The 22,506-nt window shown below is 61.2% G+C and carries 19 protein-coding genes; 5 read left to right on the forward strand and 14 right to left on the reverse strand.

What is annotated here, in order from left to right; translation table 11 throughout:
• Positions 1 to 72: 72 nt before the first annotated feature.
• Complete coding sequence (locus QCL65_RS20745) at positions 73 to 552, reverse strand: YajQ family cyclic di-GMP-binding protein (protein ID WP_407312104.1); 480 nt, start codon at positions 550 to 552, stop codon at positions 73 to 75.
• A 164-nt stretch (positions 553 to 716) separates the two neighbouring features.
• Between QCL65_RS20745 and QCL65_RS20750 the strand changes: the two genes are divergently transcribed.
• Genes QCL65_RS20750 through QCL65_RS20765 form a run of 4 tightly spaced genes read left to right on the forward strand, consistent with a single transcriptional unit; the run spans position 717 to position 5,225 of the window.
• A complete protein-coding gene (locus tag QCL65_RS20750; RefSeq protein WP_407312106.1) occupies positions 717 to 1,670 on the forward strand; it encodes a GGDEF domain-containing protein in 954 nt (317 codons plus the stop codon).
• Entirely contained in the window at positions 1,667 to 2,590 is a 924-nt protein-coding gene (locus tag QCL65_RS20755) for a putative 2-dehydropantoate 2-reductase (RefSeq protein WP_407312108.1), read from the forward strand. Before QCL65_RS20750 ends, QCL65_RS20755 begins: the two co-directional genes overlap by 4 nt.
• Before the next feature lie 38 nt (positions 2,591 to 2,628).
• Complete coding sequence (locus QCL65_RS20760) at positions 2,629 to 4,653, forward strand: ATP-binding protein (protein ID WP_407312110.1); 2,025 nt, start codon at positions 2,629 to 2,631, stop codon at positions 4,651 to 4,653.
• A gap of 2 nt (positions 4,654 to 4,655) precedes the next feature.
• On the forward strand, positions 4,656 to 5,225 hold the full coding sequence (locus QCL65_RS20765) for a cob(I)yrinic acid a,c-diamide adenosyltransferase (RefSeq protein ID WP_407312112.1): 570 nt from the start codon (positions 4,656 to 4,658) through the stop codon (positions 5,223 to 5,225).
• A gap of 91 nt (positions 5,226 to 5,316) precedes the next feature.
• On the opposite strand, the gene QCL65_RS20770 is transcribed toward QCL65_RS20765, so the two are convergent.
• The 3 genes from QCL65_RS20770 to secA form a co-directional block, all read right to left on the reverse strand.
• Complete coding sequence (locus QCL65_RS20770; protein ID WP_407312114.1) at positions 5,317 to 6,261, reverse strand: Nudix family hydrolase; 945 nt, start codon at positions 6,259 to 6,261, stop codon at positions 5,317 to 5,319.
• Positions 6,262 to 6,278: 17 nt separating this feature from the next.
• Positions 6,279 to 7,496 (reverse strand): bifunctional glutamate N-acetyltransferase/amino-acid acetyltransferase ArgJ, encoded by a 1,218-nt coding sequence (gene argJ / locus QCL65_RS20775; protein WP_407312116.1) that lies wholly within the window; start codon positions 7,494 to 7,496, stop codon positions 6,279 to 6,281.
• A 120-nt stretch (positions 7,497 to 7,616) separates the two neighbouring features.
• Positions 7,617 to 10,352: a preprotein translocase subunit SecA gene (secA, locus tag QCL65_RS20780; protein ID WP_407312118.1), complete on the reverse strand. Its 2,736-nt coding sequence runs from the start codon at positions 10,350 to 10,352 to the stop codon at positions 7,617 to 7,619.
• Between the two features lie 306 nt (positions 10,353 to 10,658).
• Here secA and QCL65_RS20785 point away from each other — a divergent pair, with 306 nt between their 5' ends.
• On the forward strand, positions 10,659 to 11,114 hold the full coding sequence (locus QCL65_RS20785) for a DUF721 domain-containing protein (protein WP_407312120.1): 456 nt from the start codon (positions 10,659 to 10,661) through the stop codon (positions 11,112 to 11,114).
• On the opposite strand, the gene QCL65_RS20790 is transcribed toward QCL65_RS20785, so the two are convergent.
• The 10 genes from QCL65_RS20790 to murD form a co-directional block, all read right to left on the reverse strand.
• Positions 11,111 to 11,881, reverse strand: coding sequence for a hypothetical protein (locus QCL65_RS20790; RefSeq protein ID WP_407312122.1), 771 nt, complete (start codon positions 11,879 to 11,881; stop codon positions 11,111 to 11,113). The two genes, QCL65_RS20785 and QCL65_RS20790, sit on opposite strands and share 4 nt — an antisense overlap.
• A gap of 158 nt (positions 11,882 to 12,039) precedes the next feature.
• A complete protein-coding gene (gene lpxC, locus QCL65_RS20795) occupies positions 12,040 to 12,951 on the reverse strand; it encodes a UDP-3-O-acyl-N-acetylglucosamine deacetylase (RefSeq protein WP_407312124.1) in 912 nt (303 codons plus the stop codon).
• Positions 12,952 to 13,062: 111 nt separating this feature from the next.
• Complete coding sequence (gene ftsZ / locus QCL65_RS20800) at positions 13,063 to 14,256, reverse strand: cell division protein FtsZ (RefSeq protein WP_407312126.1); 1,194 nt, start codon at positions 14,254 to 14,256, stop codon at positions 13,063 to 13,065.
• A 75-nt stretch (positions 14,257 to 14,331) separates the two neighbouring features.
• Positions 14,332 to 15,588: a cell division protein FtsA gene (ftsA, locus tag QCL65_RS20805; protein ID WP_407312128.1), complete on the reverse strand. Its 1,257-nt coding sequence runs from the start codon at positions 15,586 to 15,588 to the stop codon at positions 14,332 to 14,334.
• Between the two features lie 14 nt (positions 15,589 to 15,602).
• On the reverse strand, positions 15,603 to 16,475 hold the full coding sequence (locus QCL65_RS20810; RefSeq protein ID WP_407312130.1) for a cell division protein FtsQ/DivIB: 873 nt from the start codon (positions 16,473 to 16,475) through the stop codon (positions 15,603 to 15,605).
• Positions 16,476 to 16,478: 3 nt separating this feature from the next.
• Positions 16,479 to 17,438 carry a D-alanine--D-alanine ligase gene (locus QCL65_RS20815; protein WP_407312132.1) on the reverse strand — a complete coding sequence of 320 codons (960 nt, stop codon included), beginning with the start codon at positions 17,436 to 17,438 and terminating at the stop codon, positions 16,479 to 16,481.
• A complete protein-coding gene (gene murC / locus QCL65_RS20820) occupies positions 17,435 to 18,892 on the reverse strand; it encodes a UDP-N-acetylmuramate--L-alanine ligase (protein ID WP_407312134.1) in 1,458 nt (485 codons plus the stop codon). Before murC ends, QCL65_RS20815 begins: the two co-directional genes overlap by 4 nt.
• Positions 18,885 to 19,955 (reverse strand): undecaprenyldiphospho-muramoylpentapeptide beta-N-acetylglucosaminyltransferase, encoded by a 1,071-nt coding sequence (gene murG, locus QCL65_RS20825; RefSeq protein WP_407312136.1) that lies wholly within the window; start codon positions 19,953 to 19,955, stop codon positions 18,885 to 18,887. Before murG ends, murC begins: the two co-directional genes overlap by 8 nt.
• On the reverse strand, positions 19,945 to 21,159 hold the full coding sequence (gene ftsW / locus QCL65_RS20830) for a putative lipid II flippase FtsW (protein WP_407312138.1): 1,215 nt from the start codon (positions 21,157 to 21,159) through the stop codon (positions 19,945 to 19,947). Before ftsW ends, murG begins: the two co-directional genes overlap by 11 nt.
• Positions 21,156 to 22,502: a UDP-N-acetylmuramoyl-L-alanine--D-glutamate ligase gene (gene murD / locus QCL65_RS20835; RefSeq protein WP_407312140.1), complete on the reverse strand. Its 1,347-nt coding sequence runs from the start codon at positions 22,500 to 22,502 to the stop codon at positions 21,156 to 21,158. The genes ftsW and murD overlap by 4 nt, the downstream gene beginning before the upstream one ends.
• Positions 22,503 to 22,506 lie beyond the last annotated feature (4 nt).

Raw genomic sequence — 22,506 nt, forward strand, 5'->3', positions numbered from 1 at the left:
CCTTTGTTTACTGAACCTACCGCGTCCGACGCCGATGGGCGCTAAAAGGTTCACATCGGCGTAGGCACTGGCTTAGTCGCGGAAGTTGTTGAACTGCAAAGGCATCTCGAATTCTTTGGCCCGCAGCGCGGCGATAGCCTCTTGCAGGTCGTCGCGTTTTTTGCCGGTCACCCGTACCTGTTCGCCTTGAATTGCGGCCTGCACCTTAAGCTTGGCGTCCTTGATATGGGCGACGATCTTTTTCGCCAATTCCTTGTCAATACCTTCGCGCAGAACGGCCTCCTGCTTCATTTCTTTGCCAGAAGCGTAGGCCTCCTTGACCTCGAGGCACTGAACGTCGATCTTGCGCTTAACCAACGCGCCCTTGAGGATCTCCACCATAGCTTCCAGCTGGAACTCGGCTTCAGCGGTTAGGTTGACGGTCAGATCCTTGAACGCGAACGAGCCTTTGCCTTTAAGGTCATAACGGCGATCCAGTTCTTTGATAGCGTTATCGACGGCGTTGGTGACTTCGTGCTTGTCCAACTCGGACACTACGTCGAACGAGGGCATGGGGTTTCTCCAGAAATAAAGGCGCTGCCCACTCTGCATCACGGGCGCGCCTGGCTTGACGATTAAAATGCTGGGTGATTATAACGGTTGCCAGCGCTGCGACACGCCCCTCATGCTCGAATTCATGCCGAGGGCTTCAGCCTCTTCACTTCAGTGAGCGAAACATGCCTAACCCGAACTTGAGCATTTTGCTGGCCAACGATGATCCACAGGCCAATCAAGCGATCAGCGCACTGCTGGTTCAGGCAGGCTACCGCAATATCCGCCACAGTGGCCTGGACCAGGCACTGGGGCTACTCCAGCAACAGCCTGCCAGCCTATTGCTGGTCGGCGGCCCCTCCAGCCTGGCGGTAGCCTCACAGGTTCGCCAACACGACGAACTCACCGATCACTACACCTATGTGCTGTTGCTCAGCACGTGCGCTGCGGCCGAGGTGCTGGATGAAACGGCCGACAACGGTATCGACGATATCGTCGACCCCAACCACCTCGGCACAGCGCTGTTGCCGCGTGCCTACGCGGCTGACCGGCTGTGCAGCACCCTGCAGCGCGCGCGCCAGGAAAACCGCTTGTTGCGCCAGAACATCGCGCAGTTGCAGCGGCGCAATCAGGTCGACGCCCTGACCGGGCTGGGCAATGCCCGCTACTTGCGGCAGAAGCTCGGCGAAAGCCTGCGTCAGGTGCAGGCCCGCGGCGGTGCCATTTGCTACTTGCTGATCGGCATCGAGGCCATCGACACCTTGCAGGACAACTACGAGCCTGAAATTTACGACCAGGTGCTGCAAGGGGTTGCCCGCCGTCTACAGCAGATGGTCCGCCCCCTCGATGTACTGGCGCGCCTGGATGACGAACACTTCGTGTTGCTCACCTTGCCCGCCGACCTGCAGGAATGCGCCCCCAGCAGTTTCAAGCGCTTGCACGACGGGCTCAACCTCAAGGGCTTTATGACCGACGAAGGTGTGCTGGAAGTGAGCGTCGGTATCAGCCTGATCGGCCTCGACAGCCGCAGCCTGCCCATTGAGCCGAAAGTGTTGCTCGACGAAGCATCCCGCTTACTCAAAGATGCCTACGCCTCTGGGCTGGTGACCGCCAAACGGATGCCGGCCAAACGCGCATGAACACTGCGTGGCATGTACTCGGCGCCGGCAGCCTGGGCACCCTCTGGGCCTGCCGGCTGGCCCGCGCAGGGCAGCCGGTGCAATTGTTGCTGCGCGACCGCGAGCACCTGGCCAGCTATCGGGCAGCGGGCGGCTTGAGTTTAAGCGAGCCAGGGCATACTCAGACTTACTCAATCGATGCGCAGACCCTGATTGATGATGGCCCAATCCAGCGCCTATTACTGGCCTGCAAAGCCTACGACGCCGAGGCAGCGATCCGCAGCGTGCTGCCGCGACTGGCCGCCAACGCCGAGCTGGTACTGCTGCAGAACGGCCTGGGCAGTCAGCAGGCGGTGGCAGCGCTCGCCCCCCATGCCCGCTGTATTTTCGCCTCCAGCACCGAGGGCGCGTTTCGCCACGGCCCCTGGCAGGCCACCTTTGCCGGGCATGGCCACACCTGGCTGGGTGACAGCCTAGACCTGACGCCGGCGCCGTGGCTGAACGAGTTACAGGCTGCGGGTATCTCCCACGAGTGGAGCGTGGATATCCTGTCGAGGTTATGGCGCAAGCTGGCCCTCAACTGCGCGATCAACCCACTGACCGTGCTCTACGATTGCCGCAACGGTGGCTTGACTGCCCACCCATGCGAAGTGGCCACACTGTGCGCCGAGCTAAGCGACCTCTTGCACTGCTGCGGCCAGCCTGAAGCCGCGTATCAGTTGCACGAGGACGTCCTTAAGGTCATCGCCGCCACCGCTGCAAACTATTCCTCCATGCACCAAGACGTCACCCAGCGACGCCGCACCGAAATCGACTACCTGTTGGGCTATGCCTGCGCCGCCGCCACTCGCCACGCCTGCCCCACCCCTCATCTACATGCCCTGCATGCCGGCTTACGCCAGTGCTTGCAGGCCCACGGCCTACCCGCCGGGCGGGTTTGATACACTGCTGTCCGCCCCCTGTGACAGACGGACCCACTATGCGATTGCGCCAACGCCTCGAAAACCTCCCGGTCGGGCAAAAGCTGCTAGCCGCGCTACTGGTGCTGCTCACTACGGTACTGGTGGTGGCCAACCTGACGTTCATCAGCGCCGCTTATTGGATCTCCCAAGAAAGCATGGCCCCCCAGGCGTTGCAGACCATTGGCCGACTGGCTGGCAACCCCGGCTTGGCCCAGCGCGCGCTCACCTCCGCCGAACATGCCCAAGCGCTGCTGAGCGAACTCAACAGTTACTCACCGCTGCGCGCGGCGGCCGTCTATGACCGCAACGGCAGCCTGCTGGCGCAATTGCAGCACGGCGACCAACTGCGCCTGCCCAGCCGCTTTCAGCACCTGGAAAGCTGGCGCAGTAGCGAGTTCCGCAGCACTCAACTGGTTGATCTGCCCGGGGACGGCCATCTGCTGTTGGTGGCCAGCAGCGAACTACCGGTGGCGTTCTATACCGGCACCCTAACCGCCAGTTTGGCCATTCTGGTGTTCAGCGTGCTGCTTTGGCTGGTGGTGGCACGGCAGATCAAGCGCCTGATCACTCGCCCCATCGACGAACTGGAGCAACTGTCGCGGCAAGTCACCCGTGAAGAAAACTACGCGCTGCGCGCCAAGCCGGGCAACCATGACGAGATCGGCAGCCTGGCCGAGGCGTTCAACACCATGTTGTCGCGCATCGAAGCTCGGGAACAGCAGCTCAAGCGCGCCCGTGATGACTCCCAGGCCGCCTATGACCAAGCCCAGGGGCTGGCCGAGGAAACCCGCCACAGCAACCGCAAACTGGAACTCGAAGTCCAGGTCCGCAGCAAGATCGAGAAAAAGCTCACGGGTTTCCAGAACTACCTCAACAGCATTATCGATTCCATGCCGTCCGCACTGATCGCCCTGGACGAGCAGCTTTACGTCACTCAGTGGAACCAAGAGGCCAGCGCCCTCTCCGGCACCCCCCTGGATGAAGCGCTGAACCAGCCGATCTTCCTCGCCTTTACGCCACTCAAACCTTTTTTGCCGCAGCTCAAAGCCACCGTCGAGCAGCACACCGTGGCCAAGATCGAGCGAGTCACTTGGAACCGCGGCGACACGTCCTACCATTACGCCCTGACCTTTTACCCGCTGATGGGCGGCGCCGGGCGTGGTGTGGTGATTCGTATCGACGACATCACCCAGCGCCTGTCCCTGGAAGAAATGATGGTGCAGTCGGAGAAAATGCTCTCGGTGGGGGGCCTGGCGGCGGGCATGGCCCATGAGATCAACAATCCACTGGGGGCCATTTTGCATAATGTGCAGAACATCCGCCGGCGTCTGTCGCCGGATTTGGCAAAGAATCTCGAACAAGCCAATGCAACTGGTGTTGACCTGGATACGGTCAACCGCTACCTGCAGGGCCGGGAGATACCCCAGTTGCTAGACGGCATTGCCCAGGCGGGCGCGCGTGCAGCCAAAATCGTCACCCATATGCTCAGTTTCAGCCGCCGCAGCACCCGGCAAATGGCGCCGTGTGACCTGCCGGCACTGATCGACCAGGCAGTAGAGATCGCAGGCAACGACTTCGACCTGGCCATCGGCTTTGACTTCAAAGGGCAGAACATCATCCGCCAATTCGACCCGGCCCTTGGCCCGGTCCCCGGCACCGCCAACGAACTGGAGCAAGTACTGCTGAACCTGCTGAAAAACGCGGCTCAAGCTATCCATCAACGCGAGGATGATAGCGAACCCGGGCGCATCACCCTCAGAACCCGCTTGAACCCACCTTGGGCGGAAATTCAGGTGGAGGACAACGGTGTGGGGATGCCGGAGAAAGTGCGCAAACGTACGTTTGAGCCGTTTTTCACCACCAAGGAAATCGGCCAGGGCACCGGGCTCGGCCTTTCGGTGTCTTACTTCATCATCACCAATAACCATAAGGGCCAAATGGAAGTTCATTCCACGCTGGGCCAAGGCACTTGTTTCACGTTGCGCCTGCCCTTGGAAAACAGCGGCCTGCCCTTATCCGAAAGCACATCGATGGAGCTCTGAACATGGGTTTTCGCCTTTCCAAAATTTACACCCGCACCGGCGATCAGGGCGAAACCGGCCTGGGCGACGGCCGCCGCGTTCCTAAAGACCACCCCCGGGTAGAAGCCATCGGCGAGGTCGACTCGCTCAACAGCCAATTGGGCGTGCTACTGGCAGGCTTGGCCGAGCAGCCTGCCTTGGCAGCGCTGGTTGAGGTATTGGGGCCCTGCCAACATCGCCTGTTCGACCTGGGTGGGGAGTTGGCGATGCCGGCGTACGAGGCGCTGAACGACGCTGAAGTGGCGCGCCTGGAGGCATTGATTGACGAGTGGAATGACGAGGTGGGGCCGCTGGAAAATTTCATCATGCCCGGCGGCTCTGCCCTGATTGCCCAGGCCCACGTGTGCCGCAGCCTGGCCCGTACGGCAGAACGGCGATGCCAGCAGCTCAATGCGATAGAACCTCTACGGCCAGTGAGCCTGGCGTATATCAATCGGTTATCGGATCTGCTGTTCGTGGCCGCGCGGATCATCGCCCGTCGTCAGGGTGTGGCAGAGATTTTGTGGGCGCCAGCTCCCCCCCCACACCCGTAGGAGGGGCCTTGGCCCCGAGCTCTTGATCTTTTGCCTGCACATCAAAAGATCGGGGGCAAGCCCCCTCCTACGGCCCCCGATCTTTTTGAAGTTAATCCGCCGGCCAAAACCCACGAATGCCGGCCACCCCTTGAGCCCCCGCCGCCCACGCCCGTTGCCGCTGCTCCGGGCCTAGCCCGCCAAGCAGAAACACCGGCCGGTTGAAGCCCTCGACCCACTGCTGCGCCTGCTCCCACCCCAGCGGCACCGCATCAGGATGGGTCTGGGTGGGCTGAACCGGCGACAGCGTGACGAAATCCACGCCCATTTGCTCAGCCAACGCCAGCTCCTCGGGGTTGTGGCACGACGCCGCCAGCCAGCGCTCCTTGGGGAAGGGCCGGCCGTTACTGGCGTATTTGCGCAACTGGGCGGCGGTCAGGTGCCAACCTGCTGCGGGGAAGTCGCCCAGCCACTCCAGGGGGCCTTTGAGCATCAACTGAGCCTTGCCCGCACAGAGCCCGATGGCGTCCACCGCCAGGTCGCGGTACTGCGGGTCATAGCCATTGGGTGCACGCAGTTGGAGCAATTGAGCACCCGCAGCGATGGCCTTCTGCATACCCCGCAGCAACGCCGGGTTTTCCAGGCCTTCGGGGGTAATCAAGTATTCGGCGGGCAACCCGGCGGCGGCCACGATCGGTCGATTGGCGGCAGGGAACTCATGCAAGGCCAATTCCCGCGCGCTGACCCATTTCAAAGGTTGGCCCTCCACGCCTTGGGGTTCCCCGGTGAACCCGGTGACTTCCCAGACATCCAGCAGCACATGTTTGTCGGGGTAATCATGGCGCACCTTGATCAGCGGCCGGGCCGCCGTCAGGGTAATCCCTAGCTCTTCGTGGAGTTCACGCGCCAGGGCGGTCTGCACGGCTTCACCGGGCTCGACCTTGCCACCTGGAAACTCCCAGAGCCCGCCTTGGTGCTGGTTGTCAGCGCGGCGGGCGATGAGGATGCGCTTATCGGCACCGCGTATTACCGCGGCCGCCACGTGCACTCGTTTCACTGCTCCTCCAGACCCCATCAGGTGCGGTATTCGGCGTTGATCTTGACGTACTCGTGGGACAGGTCAGTGGTCCAGATGGTTTCACTGCACGCGCCTCGGCCCAGCTCGATACGAATGGTGATTTCCGCCCGCGCCATCACCGCTGCACCCTGCTCCTCCGTGTAACTGGCCGAACGCCCACCGCGGCTGGCGATACACACTTCACCCAAGTAAACGTCGATTTTGCTGACGTCCAATTGCTCCACGCCGGCGCGGCCCACTGCGGCGAGAATGCGCCCCCAGTTGGGGTCTGAAGCGAACAACGCGGTCTTGATCAGCGGCGAATGAGCCACAGCGTAGCCTACATCCAGGCATTCTTGGTGCGTGCCGCCGCCATTGACTTCAACGGTGACAAACTTGGTCGCCCCTTCGCCGTCTCGCACGATGGCCTGGGCCACCTCCATGCACACCTCGAACACCGCCTGCTTCAGCGCCGCGAACAGGCTGCCGCTGGCCTCGGTGATTTCCGGCAGCGCGGCCTGGCCGGTTGCGATCAACATGCAGCAGTCGTTGGTCGACGTGTCGCCATCGATGGTGATGCGGTTGAAGGACTTGTTGGCGCCATCGCGCAGCAGGTCCTGCAACACCTGGGGTGCCACTTTGGCGTCGGTGGCGATGTAGCCCAACATGGTCGCCATGTTCGGCCGGATCATCCCGGCGCCCTTGCTGATACCGGTCACGGTGACCGTGACGCCATCATGCTGGAACTGGCGGCTAGCGCCTTTGGGCAGGGTATCGGTGGTCATGATGCCGGTGGCTGCTGCCGCCCAGTTGTCCACGGACAAATCATCCAGGGCGGCTTGCAGCGCGCCTTCGATTTTTTCTACGGGCAAGGGCTCGCCAATGACCCCGGTGGAAAAAGGCATGACGGCGCTGGCGTCTACCCCGGTCAGGGCAGCCAGGGCACTGCAGGTGCGCTCAGCGGCGGCCAGGCCTGGCTCACCGGTGCCAGCGTTGGCATTGCCGGTGTTGGTCAGCAGGTAGCGCACAGGCCCACCCAAGCGTTGCTTGGAGAGAATGACCGGCGCGGCGCAGAAAGCGTTAAGGGTAAAAACCCCTGCCACGTTGGACCCTTCGGCGCAGCGCATGACCACCACATCCTTGCGCCCCGGGCGCTTGATACCGGCAGAAGCGATACCCAGCTCGAAACCGGCAACCGGGTGCAGTGTAGGCAAAGGACCAAGACCAACAGCCATGGGGGCGCTCCTGAAAAAGTGAGGCGCAGCGCCTTGAGCGCTGCCAATTATCGTAAAACGCCGCGACGGCAGGGCCAGTCGCGGCGCAAAGGGTGCTTCAATTAGCCAGCCGGGGCTCGATCAGTTGATCTGGCCGTGGCAGTGCTTGTATTTCTTACCGGAACCACACCAGCACAATTCGTTACGGCCCAGTTTCTGGTCGTTACGCACCGGAGCGGTTGCCACGGCCACATCGCCCGCCTCTTCCAAGGCAATCGGTTGCTCCAGGCCAGGGGCTTCGGCGTGTTCGAACTTCATGCGCTGGGCCAATTCCTCGGCATCGCGGCGCAGGCGTGCTTCTTCTTCGGCGGGGTCCTCGCGGCGCACTTGCACGTGGGACAGCACGCGAATGGCATCGCGCTTGATCGAATCCAAAAGCTCCTGGAACAGGGTAAACGACTCGCGCTTGTATTCCTGCTTCGGGTTCTTCTGCGCATAGCCACGCAGGTGAATACCGTGGCGCAAGTGGTCCATGGTCGACAGATGGTCTTTCCACAGGTCGTCGAGCACGCGCAGGACGATTTGCTTCTCGAAGGTGCGCAGCGCTTCGGCGCTGGCCTGGTCTTCTTTCTCGGTGTAAGCCGCCAAGAGTTCGACCATGACCTTTTCACGCAAGGTTTCTTCGTAGAGCTTGTCGTCTTCGTCGAGCCATTGCTGGATCGGTAACGTCACCCCGAAGTCGCTTTGCAGCGCAGCCTCGAGCCCGGCCACATCCCATTGCTCGGGCAACGACTGTGGTGGAATGTGTTGGGCGAACAGCGTAGCCAGGACTTCCTGACGGAAGTCAGCGATGGTGTCGCCAATGTTGTCGGCGGCCAGCAGGCTGTTACGCATGTGGTAGATAACTTTACGCTGCTCGTTGGCCACGTCATCGAACTCCAGCAATTGCTTGCGGATATCGAAGTTGCGCCCTTCTACCTTGCGCTGGGCCTTCTCGATGGCATTGGTCACCATGCGGTGTTCGATCGCTTCACCGGACTGCATGCCCAGTGCCTTCATGAAGTTCTTCACCCGGTCCGAGGCGAAGATACGCATGAGGCTGTCTTCCAGCGACAGGTAGAACCGGCTCGAACCGGTATCGCCCTGGCGCCCGGCACGGCCGCGCAATTGGTTGTCAATGCGGCGCGATTCATGGCGTTCGGACGCGATCACATGCAGCCCGCCGGACTCGATGACCTGCTGGTGACGCTTCTGCCAGTCGGCTTTGATCTGGGCGATCTGCTCGGCGCTGGGGTTGTCCAGGTTGGCCACTTCGACCTCCCAGTTACCACCCAGCAGAATGTCGGTACCACGGCCCGCCATGTTGGTGGCGATGGTCAGAGCACCTGGGCGACCGGCCTGGGCAATGATCTCGGCTTCCTTTTCGTGGAACTTGGCGTTGAGCACCTTGTGCTCGATGCCTTCCTGATTCAACAGGGCCGACATGTGCTCGGAGGTCTCGATGGTCGCCGTACCCACCAACACTGGGCGGCCCAGGGCCATGCTTTCTTTGATGTCGGCGACAATGGCGGCGTACTTTTCTTCGGCCGTCAGGTAGACCAGGTCGTTGAAGTCTTTACGCGCTAAAGGCTTGTTCGGCGGGATGACCATCACCGATAGGCTGTAGATCTGATGAAATTCGAACGCTTCGGTATCAGCCGTACCGGTCATGCCGGACAGTTTGTTGTACAAGCGGAAGTAGTTCTGGAACGTGGTCGAGGCCAGGGTCTGGCTCTCAGCCTGGATGTTGAGGTTTTCCTTGGCTTCGATGGCCTGGTGCAGGCCCTCGGACAAGCGACGGCCCGGCATGGTGCGGCCGGTGTGCTCGTCGACCAGCAGAATCTGACCGTCCTGAACGATGTACTCGACGTTGCGATGGAACAGCTTGTGCGCGCGCAGGCCGGCATAAACGTGGGTCAGCAGGCCGAGGTTGTGCGCCGAATATAGGCTCTCGCCCTCAGCCAGCAAGCCGGCGCGGGTGAGCATTTCTTCGATGTACTGGTGGCCGTTTTCATTGAGTTCGACCTGGCGGGTCTTCTCGTCAATGCTGAAATGGCCTTCCTGGGTGACTTGGCCTTCGACTTCCTCGATATGTTGCTTGAGCTGAGGAATCAGCCGGTTGATCTCGGTGTACAGCTTGGAGCTGTCTTCGGCCTGGCCGGAGATGATCAGCGGCGTACGGGCTTCGTCGATGAGGATGGAGTCGACTTCGTCGATCACGGCGAAATTCAGCTCGCGCTGGAATTTTTCTTCAACGCTGAACGCCATGTTGTCGCGCAGGTAGTCGAAGCCGAATTCGTTGTTGGTGCCGTAGGTGATGTCCGACGCATAGGCAATACGCTTCTCATCAGGCGGCGCGAATGGCGTGACAACGCCCACGCTCAGGCCGAGGAACTCGTAAAGCGGGCGCATCCAGTTGGCGTCACGACGAGCCAGGTAATCGTTGACCGTCACCACGTGCACGCCCTTGCCGGACAGCGCATTGAGGTAAACGGCCAGGGTAGCGACCAGGGTTTTACCCTCACCGGTGCGCATCTCGGCGATCATGCCTTCGTGCAGGGTCATGCCACCGATCAACTGAACGTCGAAGTGGCGCATGCCCATGACGCGCTTACCGGCTTCGCGGGCAACCGCGAAGGCTTCAGGCAGAAGCTTGTCGAGGGTCTCACCCTTTGCCAGGCGGGCCTTGAACTCTGCGGTCTTGGCGCGCAATTGCTCGTCAGAGAGGGCCACCATTTGCTCTTCGAAGGCATTGACGATCTGTACCGTCTTGAGCATGCGTCTGACTTCACGCTCGTTCTTGCTTCCAAAAAGTTTCTTTAACAAAGGCGCAAACATATCGGCAGGATCTTCCACACGTAGGGATGGAGGGCGGCCCCGTGAGTCGCCCGTGCAGCCCTGATGGCCGCATGCGAACGAGTATTCTACCCGGAAACGATGGAGAGGAAAGTGGCGTTATTCCACAATGCTGGCACAGCGCTGTAACGGGGCAGCTCTACAATAAGGGCTTTTTCCACGACTTCAACCCGCTATGGGCAATGTTTAATCTTTGATTTGCTTTGTTTTCCCGGATAAATAGCGGATTCAGGCGCGCCTGCACGATTCTGTTACCATAAGCGCTCTGTAACCTCAGGTGTCTCTGGAATGGCATTTCGGCCCCTCAATGCCCGCGCCCCCGCCGCGCTGCTGCGCGAAGCCAAGCCGTTGAAAGCTTTGTTCAGCCAGGCGCAACGCCTTTCGCACCTGCAGCGGCTGCTCGAAAGCCAACTGCAACCGGCTGCGCGCGAGCACTGCTATGTGGCGTCCTGGCGTGAAGGCACCCTGCTGCTGGTGGTTACTGACGGACACTGGGCAACGCGCTTGCGCTATCAACAAAAGCGCCTGCAGCGTGACCTGCAGGCCCTCGATGAATTCAACAGCCTCACCCGTGTGCTATTCAAGGTCCAGCCCAGCGTCACCCAGAGCAAGGCCGCTGAGCGCAACATCGACCTGTCCAGCCGCTCGGCCGAGCACATTCAGGCCACCGCCGACGGCATCAGCGACCCTAAACTGCGCGCTGCATTGGAGCGTTTGGCCAGCCACGGGCGGCCGGCGGTTTAATCAGACGTTTGGCGGGGGGCCGCGGATCGAGGGTGCAGAAGCCGCATTGCGTCTTTTTCATCCGCGCTGAACCCATACCATTCGTGCCCGGCACTGGCCATGACCGCACGCGGGTCCTTGAACGGGCTGGTATGGGCCAAATGCCGGTCAGGCAAACCGAACGAAGGGTCCTCCCCGCCCGCGTGAGCAAAGCCGAGCGCATGGCCCATCTCATGCACAATCGTATTGGTGTAAACACTGTCTGAGTAAAGCGACCCATAGTGTCGATTGATATTCACTGATCGCCCTACTGCACTGAAGGCCGGCATATCGGCCCAGCCCAGCAAGCCATCTTCGATGTCGTAACTGCGCACCAGGGTGTCGGCATCGCTTTGCTGCGACACAAAACGCAGGGAGATACTGGACTGCAAGCTGTCCGCATTCCAGTGGCTAAGGGCGCGATAGATGAGCAACTGCCAGGCATCCGGAATGGCGGTGTCGATCCACACTTTGATATCACTGACGGCCGCCGTTGAAGCCACGTAGTACTTATCGGGAAACACATAAGCGCGCCCCTGAACGTCCCTAAGACCTTCGCGCAACTCGGCGAGCTGTTCTGTGCTGATCCGCAAGGCACATTGGCAATCACCGTGGGCGAACAAATAGCCTGAACCGACTTTGTGTAAGCGGTCGATGCGGTGCCCAGTGCGCCGCAAGACCTGGCGAGCGTCTTCGAGTTCATCCGCGGAGCCTGAATGTCCGGGGCCAACTGACGGGATATGGCTCATAAGAAAACCTCAACGTTGCATCACACCCATTGGGGGTGCGCTGACGTCGGAATCCTAGCGCTGCCCCGCGCCCGGGGCCATCTAGCAGAACGATTAGGTCGCCCATAAAAAAGCCACCGATTAAGGTGGCTTTTAAACTAGAGAGAAGCAGTTCGAACTCAGCCTGCCGCAACAGGACGCATGTACGAGATAGGTGCCAAACTGGCATCTTCGAACGTAACCACTTCCCAGGCGTCTTTCTCGGACAGCAACTTGCGCAACAACTGATTGTTCAGCCCGTGGCCCGACTTGAAGCCACGAAATTCGCCGATCAGACTGTTACCCAATTGGTAGAGATCGCCAATGGCATCGAGGATCTTGTGTTTGACGAATTCGTCCTCGTACCGCAGGCCGTCTTCGTTAAGCACGCCGTCTTTGTCCACCACGATGGCGTTATCTACGCTACCGCCCAGTGCCCGGTTATGCTTGCGCAGGTATTCCAGGTCGCTCATAAAGCCAAATGTACGGGCGCGGCTGACTTCTTTCACGAAGGACGTGCTGGAAAAGTCGACGCTCGCGATCTGGGTGCGATCCTTGAATACCGGGTGATCGAAATCGATCTCGAAACTCACTTTGAAACCTTCGAAAGGCAGGAAAGTAGCGCGCTTGTCGCCGTCTTCCACTGTCACTTCACGCAGGATACGAATGAATTTCTTCGGCGCGTCCTGTTCTTCCAGGCCGGCAGATTGAATCAGGAATACAAAGGGCCCGGCACTACCATCCATGATTGGCACTTCGGACGCGGAGAGCTCGACGTAGGCGTTATCGATACCCAAACCGGCCATGGCCGAGAGCAGGTGCTCCACCGTGTCCACCTTGGTGTCGCCATTGACGAGCGTGGTGGACATCGTGGTGGCGCCGACATTTTCCGCACGGGCAGGGATCTGCACGATCGGATCAAGGTCGACGCGACAGAACACGATGCCGGTATCCACAGGTGCAGGCTTGAGGGTCAGGTAAACCTTCTCCCCAGAATGCAGGCCAACGCCTGTGGCACGGATAATATTCTTCAGGGTGCGTTGTTTAATCATGGCATGGCCGCTTCAGCGCAAATTGCGAACTGGTATCAACAAAGGCTGGCGATAATAGCAGACCGAGCCTTTGCTGAACACCAATCACCTTTATATGCCTGATAAATTCCATCAATCAGCCTGACGACGCAGGAAGGCTGGAATGTCCAGGTAATCCAAGTCATCTTGCGGGTTGGCCTTGGCCGCTGCTGCTGCACCGGCGTGAGCCTGGTTGCGCATAACGGTCGGGCGGTCCAGGTCACGGTAGTTCACCGATGGCTGGTCTTGACGGGCCGGCTGCTGCGACGGTGGGGGTGTCTGGGCAGCGGTTTGCATGGTGTTGTCGATCACCTTGGTAGGCTTCTCGATTTTCGCACCCAGGCCGGTGGCAACCACGGTCACGTGCAGCTCGTCACGCATATCTGGGTCGATAACGGTGCCGACCTTGACCATGGCGTGATCGGACGCGAACGCTTCGATGATGCTACCCACGTCGGAGTACTCACCCAGGGACAGGTCAGGACCGGCGGTGATGTTCACCAGGATGCCGCGCGCACCTTGCAGGTTGACGTCTTCGAGCAGTGGGTTGCGAATGGCCGCTTCAGTGGCTTCGCGCGCACGGTTCGGGCCGCTGGCGCAGCCAGTACCCATCATGGCCATGCCCATTTCGCTCATCACGGTACGTACGTCGGCAAAGTCGACGTTGATCATGCCCGGGCGCTTGATGATGTCGGAAATACCGCGAACGGCACCGGCCAACACGTCATCGGCCTTGGCGAAAGCCGACAGCAGGCTGGCGTCTTTACCCAGGATGGTCAGCAGTTTTTCGTTGGGAATGGTGATCAACGAGTCAACGCTTTCGGACAGCGCGCGGATGCCTTCATCGGCGATCTGCATGCGTTTGCGACCTTCGAACGGGAACGGACGCGTCACGACTGCAACGGTCAAAATCCCCATTTCCTTGGCCACTTCGGCGATGATCGGCGCAGCACCGGTACCGGTACCGCCGCCCATGCCGGTGGTGATGAACACCATGTTGGTGCCCTGCAGCACTTCGGCGATGCGCTCACGGTCTTCCATGGCGGCTTGGCGGCCAACCTCGGGATTGGCGCCAGCGCCCAGGCCCTTGGTCACCCCAGTGCCCAGTTGCAGGATGGTGCGAGCACCGATGTTTTTCAGGGCCTGGGCGTCAGTGTTGGCGCAGATGAATTCCACGCCTTCAATGTTGCTTTTGACCATATGGTTGACGGCGTTGCCGCCACCACCGCCTACACCGATAACCTTGATGACCGGGCTTTGCGGGACGTTGTCTACGAGTTCGAACATTTTCCCTCTCCTTACAGTTCTCTAGTTTTTTTGCGCCTACTGCCTACTGCTTTTTGAATCTATTGCCCACCGAACTCAGAAGTTACCCTGAACCCAGCGCTTGAAACGTTCCAGCACCGGCGCCTTGGGTTCATCGCCGTAATTGCCGCTATTGCTCATACCGGAAAGCGATACGCCATCGGACTGCTTTTGCAGCCCGTACATCAGCAAGCCGACGCCGGTGGAGTAAATCGGGTTGCGCACTACATCAGCCAGGCCGCGCACGCTGTGGGGCACGCCGAGGCGCACTGGCATGTGGAAAATTTCCTCGGCCAATTCGACCGCGCCTTCCATCTTCGAAGTACCACCGGTCAACACGATGCCGGCCGGGATCAGATCTTCATAGCCGCTGCGGCGCAGTTCGCCCTGGATCAGGGTAAACAGCTCGTCATAACGCGGCTCGACCACTTCGGCCAGGGCCTGGCGCGACAGCTCGCGCGGTGGCCGGTCGCCGACACTTGGCACCTTGATGGTTTCGCCAGCGCCCGCCAGTTTGGCCAAAGCACAGGCATAGCGGATTTTGATTTCTTCGGCGTACTGAGTGGGCGTACGCAATGCCATGGCGATGTCGTTGGTGACTTGATCACCGGCAATGGGGATGACCGCAGTGTGGCGAATGGCGCCTTCGGTGAAGATGGCGATGTCGGTGGTGCCGCCACCGATGTCCACCAGGCACACACCCAACTCTTTCTCGTCGTCAGTCAGCACCGAGTACGCCGAGGCCAACTGCTCGAGGATGATGTCGTCGATTTCCAGGCCACAGCGGCGCACGCACTTCTCGATGTTCTGCGCCGCGTTGACCGCGCAGGTCACCACATGCACCTTGGCTTCCAGGCGCACACCAGACATGCCCAAAGGCTCACGTACACCTTCCTGGTTGTCGATCACGTAGTCCTGCGGCAGGGTGTGCAGCACCCGCTGGTCCGCCGGGATCGCCACCGCCTGGGCTGCGTCGAGGACGCGCTCGAGGTCGGCCATGCTCACTTCACGGTCGCGAATGGCGACGATGCCGTGGGAATTCAGGCTGCGAATATGGTTGCCCGCGACGCCCACGAACGCCGAGTGGATCCGGCAGCCGGCCATCAACTGGGCCTCCTCGACCGCACGCTGAATCGATTGCACGGTGGACTCGATGTTCACCACCACGCCTTTCTTCAGACCGCGTGAGGGGTGCGTGCCGATGCCAACGATGTCGAGCGTACCGTCGGCTGCGACTTCACCGACCAGCGCCACCACCTTGGAGGTGCCGATATCCAGACCGACGATCATTTTCCCGCTTTGCACGTTTGCCATGGTCCTGCCTCTTCTTAATTCTTCGCGACGGCGGGTTTGTCCGTCGTCGGGGCGATCTGTTCACGCCAGCCAACGGCCAGGCCGTTGGCGTAGCGCAGGTCGACTCGCGCGATATTCGTGATCTGGTCTTTCAGCGTCTTGTCATAAATGGCGATAAAGCGGCGCATTTTTTCCAGCAAGTGGTCACGTCCCAGCAACAACTCGATACCTGGGCCGGCGCTTCCCGCGCCTGTCGTCAAAAACCAGCTGCCACGCTCACGTAGCTCCAGGCGAGCCACGGAAAAACCCAGCGGGCGAAGCATCTGGCTCAATACCTGATACTGCTGCATGACCTGCTGCTGAGCCCGTTGCGGGCCGTACAACTGCGGCAGGTGTTCATAGTTGGCCAGCTCGCGAGGCGCGAACGCCTCGCCCTGGTTGTTCAAGAGCGCCTCGTTGCCCCAACGTGCGACTGGCAGCTGTTCTTCCAGGCGGATGACCACCTGGTCAGGCCATACCCGGCGCACTTCGGCGTGGGCAATCCACGGCATTTTCTCCAGCTCCAGGCGCATGCTCGCCAGGTCAATGGTGAAGAAGCTGCCGCTGACATACGGTGCGATGCGCTGCTGCACGGCTTGCTGGCTGATGTAGCTCAGGTCACCTTGCACAGCAATCTTGGAAATAGGCCGATCCGCATAAGGCAGCAGGCGCTGGGCCCCTTCGTACGTGCCGAAGCCCAACGCCACCAGCATGACGGGCCACATCAGTTTCTTGAAAACACTGAAGTTGGCTTTGGGCAATCGCACCGACAGCGGCTCTTTGGCCACCATGCGGCTGGCACCCCGAGGCACCGGCTTGTTACGGCCGATGGCGGGGGGCTGCTGCTGACGAATCGACGGGCCTCGCATCACTTAACCTCGCGCCTCAACGCTTGCGGCCAGAATCGCCAGCACCAACTGCTGGAAATCCAAACCGGCGGCCTTCGCGGCCATGGGCACCAGGCTATGATCGGTCATGCCAGGCGCCGTGTTGACCTCGAGCAGCCAGAAACGCCCTTGGTCGTCTTGCATCACATCCAGGCGGCCCCAACCGGAAATACCGATGGCGGCACAAGCGCGGGCGGTCAGGTCGATGAGCTCCTGTTCCTTACCGGCGTCCAGGCCACAGGGGATGCGGTATTGGGTGTCATTGGCCACGTACTTGGCGTCGTAGTCGTAGAACGTGTGCGGGGTGCCCAGGGCAATGGGGGGCAGCACTTGATCGCGCAGAATGGCAATGGTGAACTCGGGGCCTTGAATCCACTGTTCGACCATCACTTGCGAATCGTAGGTGCTGGCGGTTTTCCAGGCGGCGGTCAGTTCCGCGACGCTGCTCACCTTGGCCATACCGATACTCGAACCTTCATGGGCCGGTTTGACGATTAAAGGGAAGCCCAGTTCCGTGCCTGCCAAAATACAATCAGCTTCGCTGGCCAGCACAGCGTGCCGAGGTGTCGGGATACCCAGGCTCTGCCAGACTTGCTTGGTGCGCAGCTTGTCCATGGCCAGCGCCGAGGCGAGTATGCCGCTGCCGGTGTAGGGGATGCCCAGGCATTCGAGCAAGCCTTGCATGCTGCCGTCTTCACCGCCGCGGCCATGCAGAATAATAAAGGCTCGGTCGATCTTTTCCTTGAGCAATACCTGCAGCAGGTCGTCGCCTACATCGATCCCGAAGGCGTCAACGCCAGCACTGAGCAACGCGTCGAGGCACGCTGCACCGGATTTCAGCGAGACTTCGCGCTCTGCACTCTTGCCGCCGTACAACACGGCGACCCGGCCGAAGTCGGCGGGTGCGATGGTTGACTGCAAGGTGGATGAACTCACTGCGCTCATTTCGATTTCCCCTGACCGGCGACGATGGCACCGGCGAACAACGGACTTTTCAGTAATTGCGGCGCAAGGCCACCAATGTCACCCGCGCCCTGGCACAACAGGATGTCGCCGGGACGCAGCAGTGGCTTGACCAGTGGCGCCAGCTCGACACCGCGGTCGATATAGATAGGGTCGAGTTGGCCGCGTTGGCGGATGCTGTGGCACAGCTGGCGGCTGTCGGCCCCAGGGATCGGCTCTTCGCCCGCTGGGTAGACTTCCATCAGCAGCAACACGTTGGCATCGGCCAGGACCTGGACGAAGTCGTCGTAGAGGTCGCGGGTACGGCTGAACCGGTGTGGCTGATACACCATGACCAGGCGCTTGCCAGGCCAGCCGCCGCGCACGGCACTGATGACCGCCGCGACTTCACGCGGATGGTGGCCGTAGTCGTCCACCAGCATCACGCTGCCGCCTTCGACGGGTAGCTCGCCGTACACCTGAAAGCGCCGGCCGACGCCCTGGAAGCCCGACAGGCCCTGGACGATGGCTGCATCGCTGATGCCCTCGTCGGTGGCGATGGCAATGGTGGCCAGCGCGTTCAGTACGTTGTGGTTGCCCGGCATGTTCACCGAGACATCCAAAGGTTCGCGGTCGCGGCGCAGCACGGTGAAATGGGTCAGCATGCCCTGCTGGCGAATGTTGATCGCGCGGATGTCGGCCTCTTCGCTGACACCGTAGGTCAAAGTCGGACGGGCGATCTGCGGAAGAATCTCGCGTACCACCGGATCGTCGAGACATACCACGGCCAGGCCGTAAAACGGCAGGTTGTGGAGGAATTCGACAAAGGTTTTCTTCAGTTTATTGAAGTCACCTTCGTAGGTGTCCATGTGGTCGGCGTCGATGTTGGTGACCACGGCCACCAGCGGCTGCAAGTGCAGGAAGCTGGCGTCGCTTTCATCGGCTTCGGCGATCAGATAGCGGCTGGTGCCCAACTGCGCGTTGGTACCCGCCGCGTTCAGTCGGCCCCCGATCACGAAGGTGGGGTCCAGGCCGCCCGCCGCGAACACCGAGGCGATCAGGCTGGTAGTAGTGGTTTTGCCATGGGTGCCCGCCACGGCAATGCCGTGCCGGTAGCGCATCAACTCGGCGAGCATTTCGGCGCGCGGTACGACTGGAATACGCCGCTCCAGGGCCGTGGCGACCTCGGGGTTGGACGTGTTCACCGCGCTGGACACCACCAGCACGTCGGCGCTCGCCGAGTTTTCCGCACGGTGGCCGATGAAGATCTGCGCACCGAACGATTGCAGGCGTTCGGTCACTGGCGAAGCCTTGAGGTCGGAGCCCGACACCTCGTAGCCGAGGTTGAGCAACACCTCGGCGATACCGCACATGCCCACGCCGCCAATGCCGACGAAGTGGATACGACGGATCCGGCGCATTTCAGGCTGGGGCATCGCGCGCTGGTGTTCAACCATGGGCCACCTCCAGGCACACGTCGACCACGGTACGCGTCGCATCAGGCTTGGCCAGGCGGCGTGCGGTGCTCGCCATGGTGTTGAGTTTTTCCGGTTGCATCAAAACCTCATTCAGGCGTTCGGCCAGTTCGGCCGCGCCGGTTGTCGCTTGTGGCATCAGGAAGGCAGCGCCTTCACGGGCCAGATAATCGGCATTGCGGGTCTGGTGGTCATCGATGGCGTGGGGCAATGGCACCAGCATCGAGGGCAGGCCGGCAGCGGCCAGCTCACTGATGGTCAGCGCACCCGCGCGACAGATCACCAGGTCGGCCCAGGCATAGGCCTGGGCCATGTCTTTGATGAAAGGCGCGACTTGCGCCTCGATGCCCGCAGCGCGATAGCGCTCGGCGGTCACTTGATCGTGTTGCTTACCGGCCTGATGAAAAACTTCAGGGCGCAGCTGGGCAGCAATTCGCGCCAGCGCCTCGGGTAATAATTTGTTCAGGGGTTCGGCCCCCAGGCTGCCGCCGAGCACCAACAGGCGCGGCTGGCGCCCCAACAGAGATTGCCGTGGGGTTTCCAGAAACAGCTCAGTGCGCACGGGGTTGCCCGTGGTACGGCGCTTGCCCGACGCGGCAAAGGTGTCTGGGAACGCCTCGCACACGCGGCTGGCAAATGGCACCAGCAGGCGATTGGCGGTGCCGGCCACAGCGTTTTGCTCGTGAACGATCACAGGCACGCCGGCCAACCTGGCGGCCACGCCACCGGGGCCGGTCAGGTAACCGCCAAAACCCACCACGCAGACCGGCTTGAGCTGCTTGATGATGCGGCGCGCCTGAAGCATCGCCTGCACGATCGCGAACGGCGCCTTGAGCAATGAAGCCAGGCCCTTGCCGCGCACGCCAGTTACTTGAATCAGGTGCAGAGGCAAACCGGCCTGGGGCACCAGCTCGTTTTCAATGCCGCGGGGCGTGCCCAGCCAGTGCACGCTGAAGCCACGGTTCTGGAACTCGCGGGCGCAGGCCAGCGCCGGGAACACATGGCCACCGGTGCCACCGGCCATGATCAGCACGTTACCGGCCATGGTTGGGCTCCTCGGCGAAATCGCTTTCGCTGAACTCGGTTTCTTCGCTGCCCAAGTGCATGCGGCTTTCCCACTCGATACGCAGCAGCAGGCCCAGGCAAGCACAGCAGATCACCAACGAACTGCCGCCGTAGCTGAGGAACGGCAAGGTCAGGCCTTTGGTCGGCAGCAAGCCGACGTTTACCCCGATGTTGATCAGGAACTGGCCGATCCACAGGAAGGACAAGCCATAAGCCATGTACGCCGCGAAGTATTGCTTGGCACGCTCGGCCCACAAGCCGATGTACATGCCGCGCACGCAAACGAACGCGAACAGGGCCAAGGTGCACAGCGAGCCGATCACGCCCAGCTCTTCGGCCAGCACCGAGAATACGAAGTCAGTGTGCGCTTCGGGCAGGTAGAACTGCTTTTGCACACTGTTGCCCAGGCCGACGCCCAGCCATTGACCACGGCCAAAGGCAATCAGGGCTTGAGTCAGCTGGTAGCCCGAGCCGAACTGATCGGACCAAGGGTCGGTGAAGGTGATCAAACGAGCCATCCGGTAAGGTTGCGCCTGGACCAGCACGAACACCGCGCCCACGGCCAGGGCCACCATCAGGGCGAAGCGGAACAGCCCAACGCCGCCGAGAAACAGCATGGCGGCCGCCGCACCCATCATGACCACGGTGGCGCCGAAGTCAGGCTCCATCAGCAGCAGCCCGGCCATGGGCAGCAACACCACGAACGGTTTGAAGAAGCCCATCCAGCTCTCGCGCACTTCCTGCTGGCGCCGCACCAAGTAACCCGCGAGGAAGATCACGACGAAGACTTTGGCAATTTCCGAAGGCTGCACGTTGAAGGCGCCAAACCCGATCCAGCGCATCGAACCGTTGACCTCACGCCCGATACCCGGCAGCAGTACCAGGATCAGCAGACCAAAGGCCCCCACCAGCATCAGCCAACCCAGGCGCTGCCAGGTCGCGATAGGGATCATCATGGTGACGATGCAGGTAGCCAAGCCGAGCACCACATAGACGAGGTGGCGGATCATCATGTAAAGCGGGTTGCCCGACTGCACCGCTGCCACTTCCGAGGAAGCCGAGGTGATCATCACCAAGCCCAGGCCGAGCAAGGTCAGACAACCGGCAAGCATGGCGAAGTCGACATCAATGCCACGGCCGCTGATCAGCGGCGACGGGAACGGCTTGATCATGCCAAAAATCATGACAAGCCCCCCACAGCCTGGGCAAACAATTGCCCGCGTTCTTCGTAGTTCTTGAACATGTCCAGGCTCGCGCAGGCCGGTGACAACAGCACCGCATCGCCAGCCTGGGCGAGTTCGGCGCTGTGTTGCACCACCTCGTCAAGGTTGGCGGCATTGAACAAGGGCACACTGCCCTGCAAGACTTCGGCGATCCGCGGGGCGTCGCGCCCCAGCAACACAACGGCCCGGCAGTGCTTAGCCACCGGCCCACGCAGGGCGCTGAAATCGGCACCTTTGCCGTCGCCGCCGGCGATCAGCACGAGCTTGCCAGCGATGTCGCTGCCCAAGCCTTCGATGGCGGCAATCGCGGCACCTACGTTGGTTGCCTTGGAATCGTCATACCAGGCCACGCCATTACGTTCGCGCAACCATTGGCAACGGTGCTTGAGACCCTTGAAGGCCCGCAGGCTGGTGAGCATGGCGTCCATCGGCAAGCCGACTGCATGCCCCAGGGCCAGCGCCGCCAGGGCATTGGCCTGGTTGTGCGCACCGCGTACTTTCAGCTCGCTGACCGGCATCAGGTTGTCGAACTCGAATGCCAGGTATTTCTCGCCCTGCTCTTCGCGCAGGCCGAAGCCTTTGAAGTCGGGTTTGTTCAAACCGAAGGTCCAGGCGGGCAAGCCTTCGCCGATCAGCGGACGGCTCAAGGCATCCTGGCGGTTGACCACCACCTGGCGGGCACCGCGGAAAATCCGATGCTTGGCCAAGTGATAAGCCGGCAGGCCGCTGTAACGGTCCATATGATCTTCGCTGACGTTCAACACGGTGGCCACTTCAGCGTTGAGCTGGTCGGTGGTCTCCAATTGGAAGCTGGACAGCTCCAGCACGTACAGCTCGACGTCGTCAGCCAACAGGTCGAGTGCCGGTGTGCCCAGGTTGCCGCCGACGGCGACGCGTTTACCCGCCGCTGCAGCCATTTCGCCAACCAGAGTGGTCACGGTGCTTTTTGCATTGGAGCCACTGATGGCAACGATGGGCGCCTGGGCGTAACGCGCGAACAACTCGATATCCCCTGCCAGCTTCACACCGCGCGCGGCCGCCTGCTGCAGGGCGGGCGTGGCCAAGGCCAGACCGGGGCTGACGTACAGCTCGTCGGCGCGGCACAAGAAGTCCACTTCGAGTTCACCGCAACGCACTTCAACCTGCGGGTAGTCGCGGCGCAAGGTCGCAAGCTCCGGCGGGTTCTCCCGCGTATCGGCCACGGCAAAGGCAATGCCCCGGCGCGCAAGGAAGCGCACCAGGGACATGCCGCTCTTGCCGAGGCCGACAACGATGCGGAAGTGGTCAGAAGCGATCAGGCTCACTCGT

The organism is Pseudomonas sp. nanlin1 (assembly GCF_045571515.1).
Taxonomy (GTDB): domain Bacteria; phylum Pseudomonadota; class Gammaproteobacteria; order Pseudomonadales; family Pseudomonadaceae; genus Aquipseudomonas.

Excerpts from the sequence above, each read along its gene's own strand:
- QCL65_RS20745 (WP_407312104.1), bottom strand. The coding sequence starts at position 552 with ATGCCCTCGTTCGACGTAGTGTCCGAGTTGGACAAGCACGAAGTCACC.
- QCL65_RS20750 (WP_407312106.1), top strand. The coding sequence starts at position 717 with ATGCCTAACCCGAACTTGAGCATTTTGCTGGCCAACGATGATCCACAG.
- QCL65_RS20755 (WP_407312108.1), top strand. The coding sequence starts at position 1,667 with ATGAACACTGCGTGGCATGTACTCGGCGCCGGCAGCCTGGGCACCCTC.
- QCL65_RS20760 (WP_407312110.1), top strand. The coding sequence starts at position 2,629 with ATGCGATTGCGCCAACGCCTCGAAAACCTCCCGGTCGGGCAAAAGCTG.
- QCL65_RS20765 (WP_407312112.1), top strand. The coding sequence starts at position 4,656 with ATGGGTTTTCGCCTTTCCAAAATTTACACCCGCACCGGCGATCAGGGC.
- argJ (WP_407312116.1), bottom strand. The coding sequence starts at position 7,496 with ATGGCTGTTGGTCTTGGTCCTTTGCCTACACTGCACCCGGTTGCCGGT.
- secA (WP_407312118.1), bottom strand. The coding sequence starts at position 10,352 with ATGTTTGCGCCTTTGTTAAAGAAACTTTTTGGAAGCAAGAACGAGCGT.
- QCL65_RS20785 (WP_407312120.1), top strand. The coding sequence starts at position 10,659 with ATGGCATTTCGGCCCCTCAATGCCCGCGCCCCCGCCGCGCTGCTGCGC.
- QCL65_RS20790 (WP_407312122.1), bottom strand. The coding sequence starts at position 11,881 with ATGAGCCATATCCCGTCAGTTGGCCCCGGACATTCAGGCTCCGCGGAT.
- lpxC (WP_407312124.1), bottom strand. The coding sequence starts at position 12,951 with ATGATTAAACAACGCACCCTGAAGAATATTATCCGTGCCACAGGCGTT.
- ftsZ (WP_407312126.1), bottom strand. The coding sequence starts at position 14,256 with ATGTTCGAACTCGTAGACAACGTCCCGCAAAGCCCGGTCATCAAGGTT.
- ftsA (WP_407312128.1), bottom strand. The coding sequence starts at position 15,588 with ATGGCAAACGTGCAAAGCGGGAAAATGATCGTCGGTCTGGATATCGGC.
- QCL65_RS20810 (WP_407312130.1), bottom strand. The coding sequence starts at position 16,475 with ATGCGAGGCCCGTCGATTCGTCAGCAGCAGCCCCCCGCCATCGGCCGT.
- QCL65_RS20815 (WP_407312132.1), bottom strand. The coding sequence starts at position 17,438 with ATGAGCGCAGTGAGTTCATCCACCTTGCAGTCAACCATCGCACCCGCC.
- murC (WP_407312134.1), bottom strand. The coding sequence starts at position 18,892 with ATGGTTGAACACCAGCGCGCGATGCCCCAGCCTGAAATGCGCCGGATC.
- murG (WP_407312136.1), bottom strand. The coding sequence starts at position 19,955 with ATGGCCGGTAACGTGCTGATCATGGCCGGTGGCACCGGTGGCCATGTG.
- ftsW (WP_407312138.1), bottom strand. The coding sequence starts at position 21,159 with ATGATTTTTGGCATGATCAAGCCGTTCCCGTCGCCGCTGATCAGCGGC.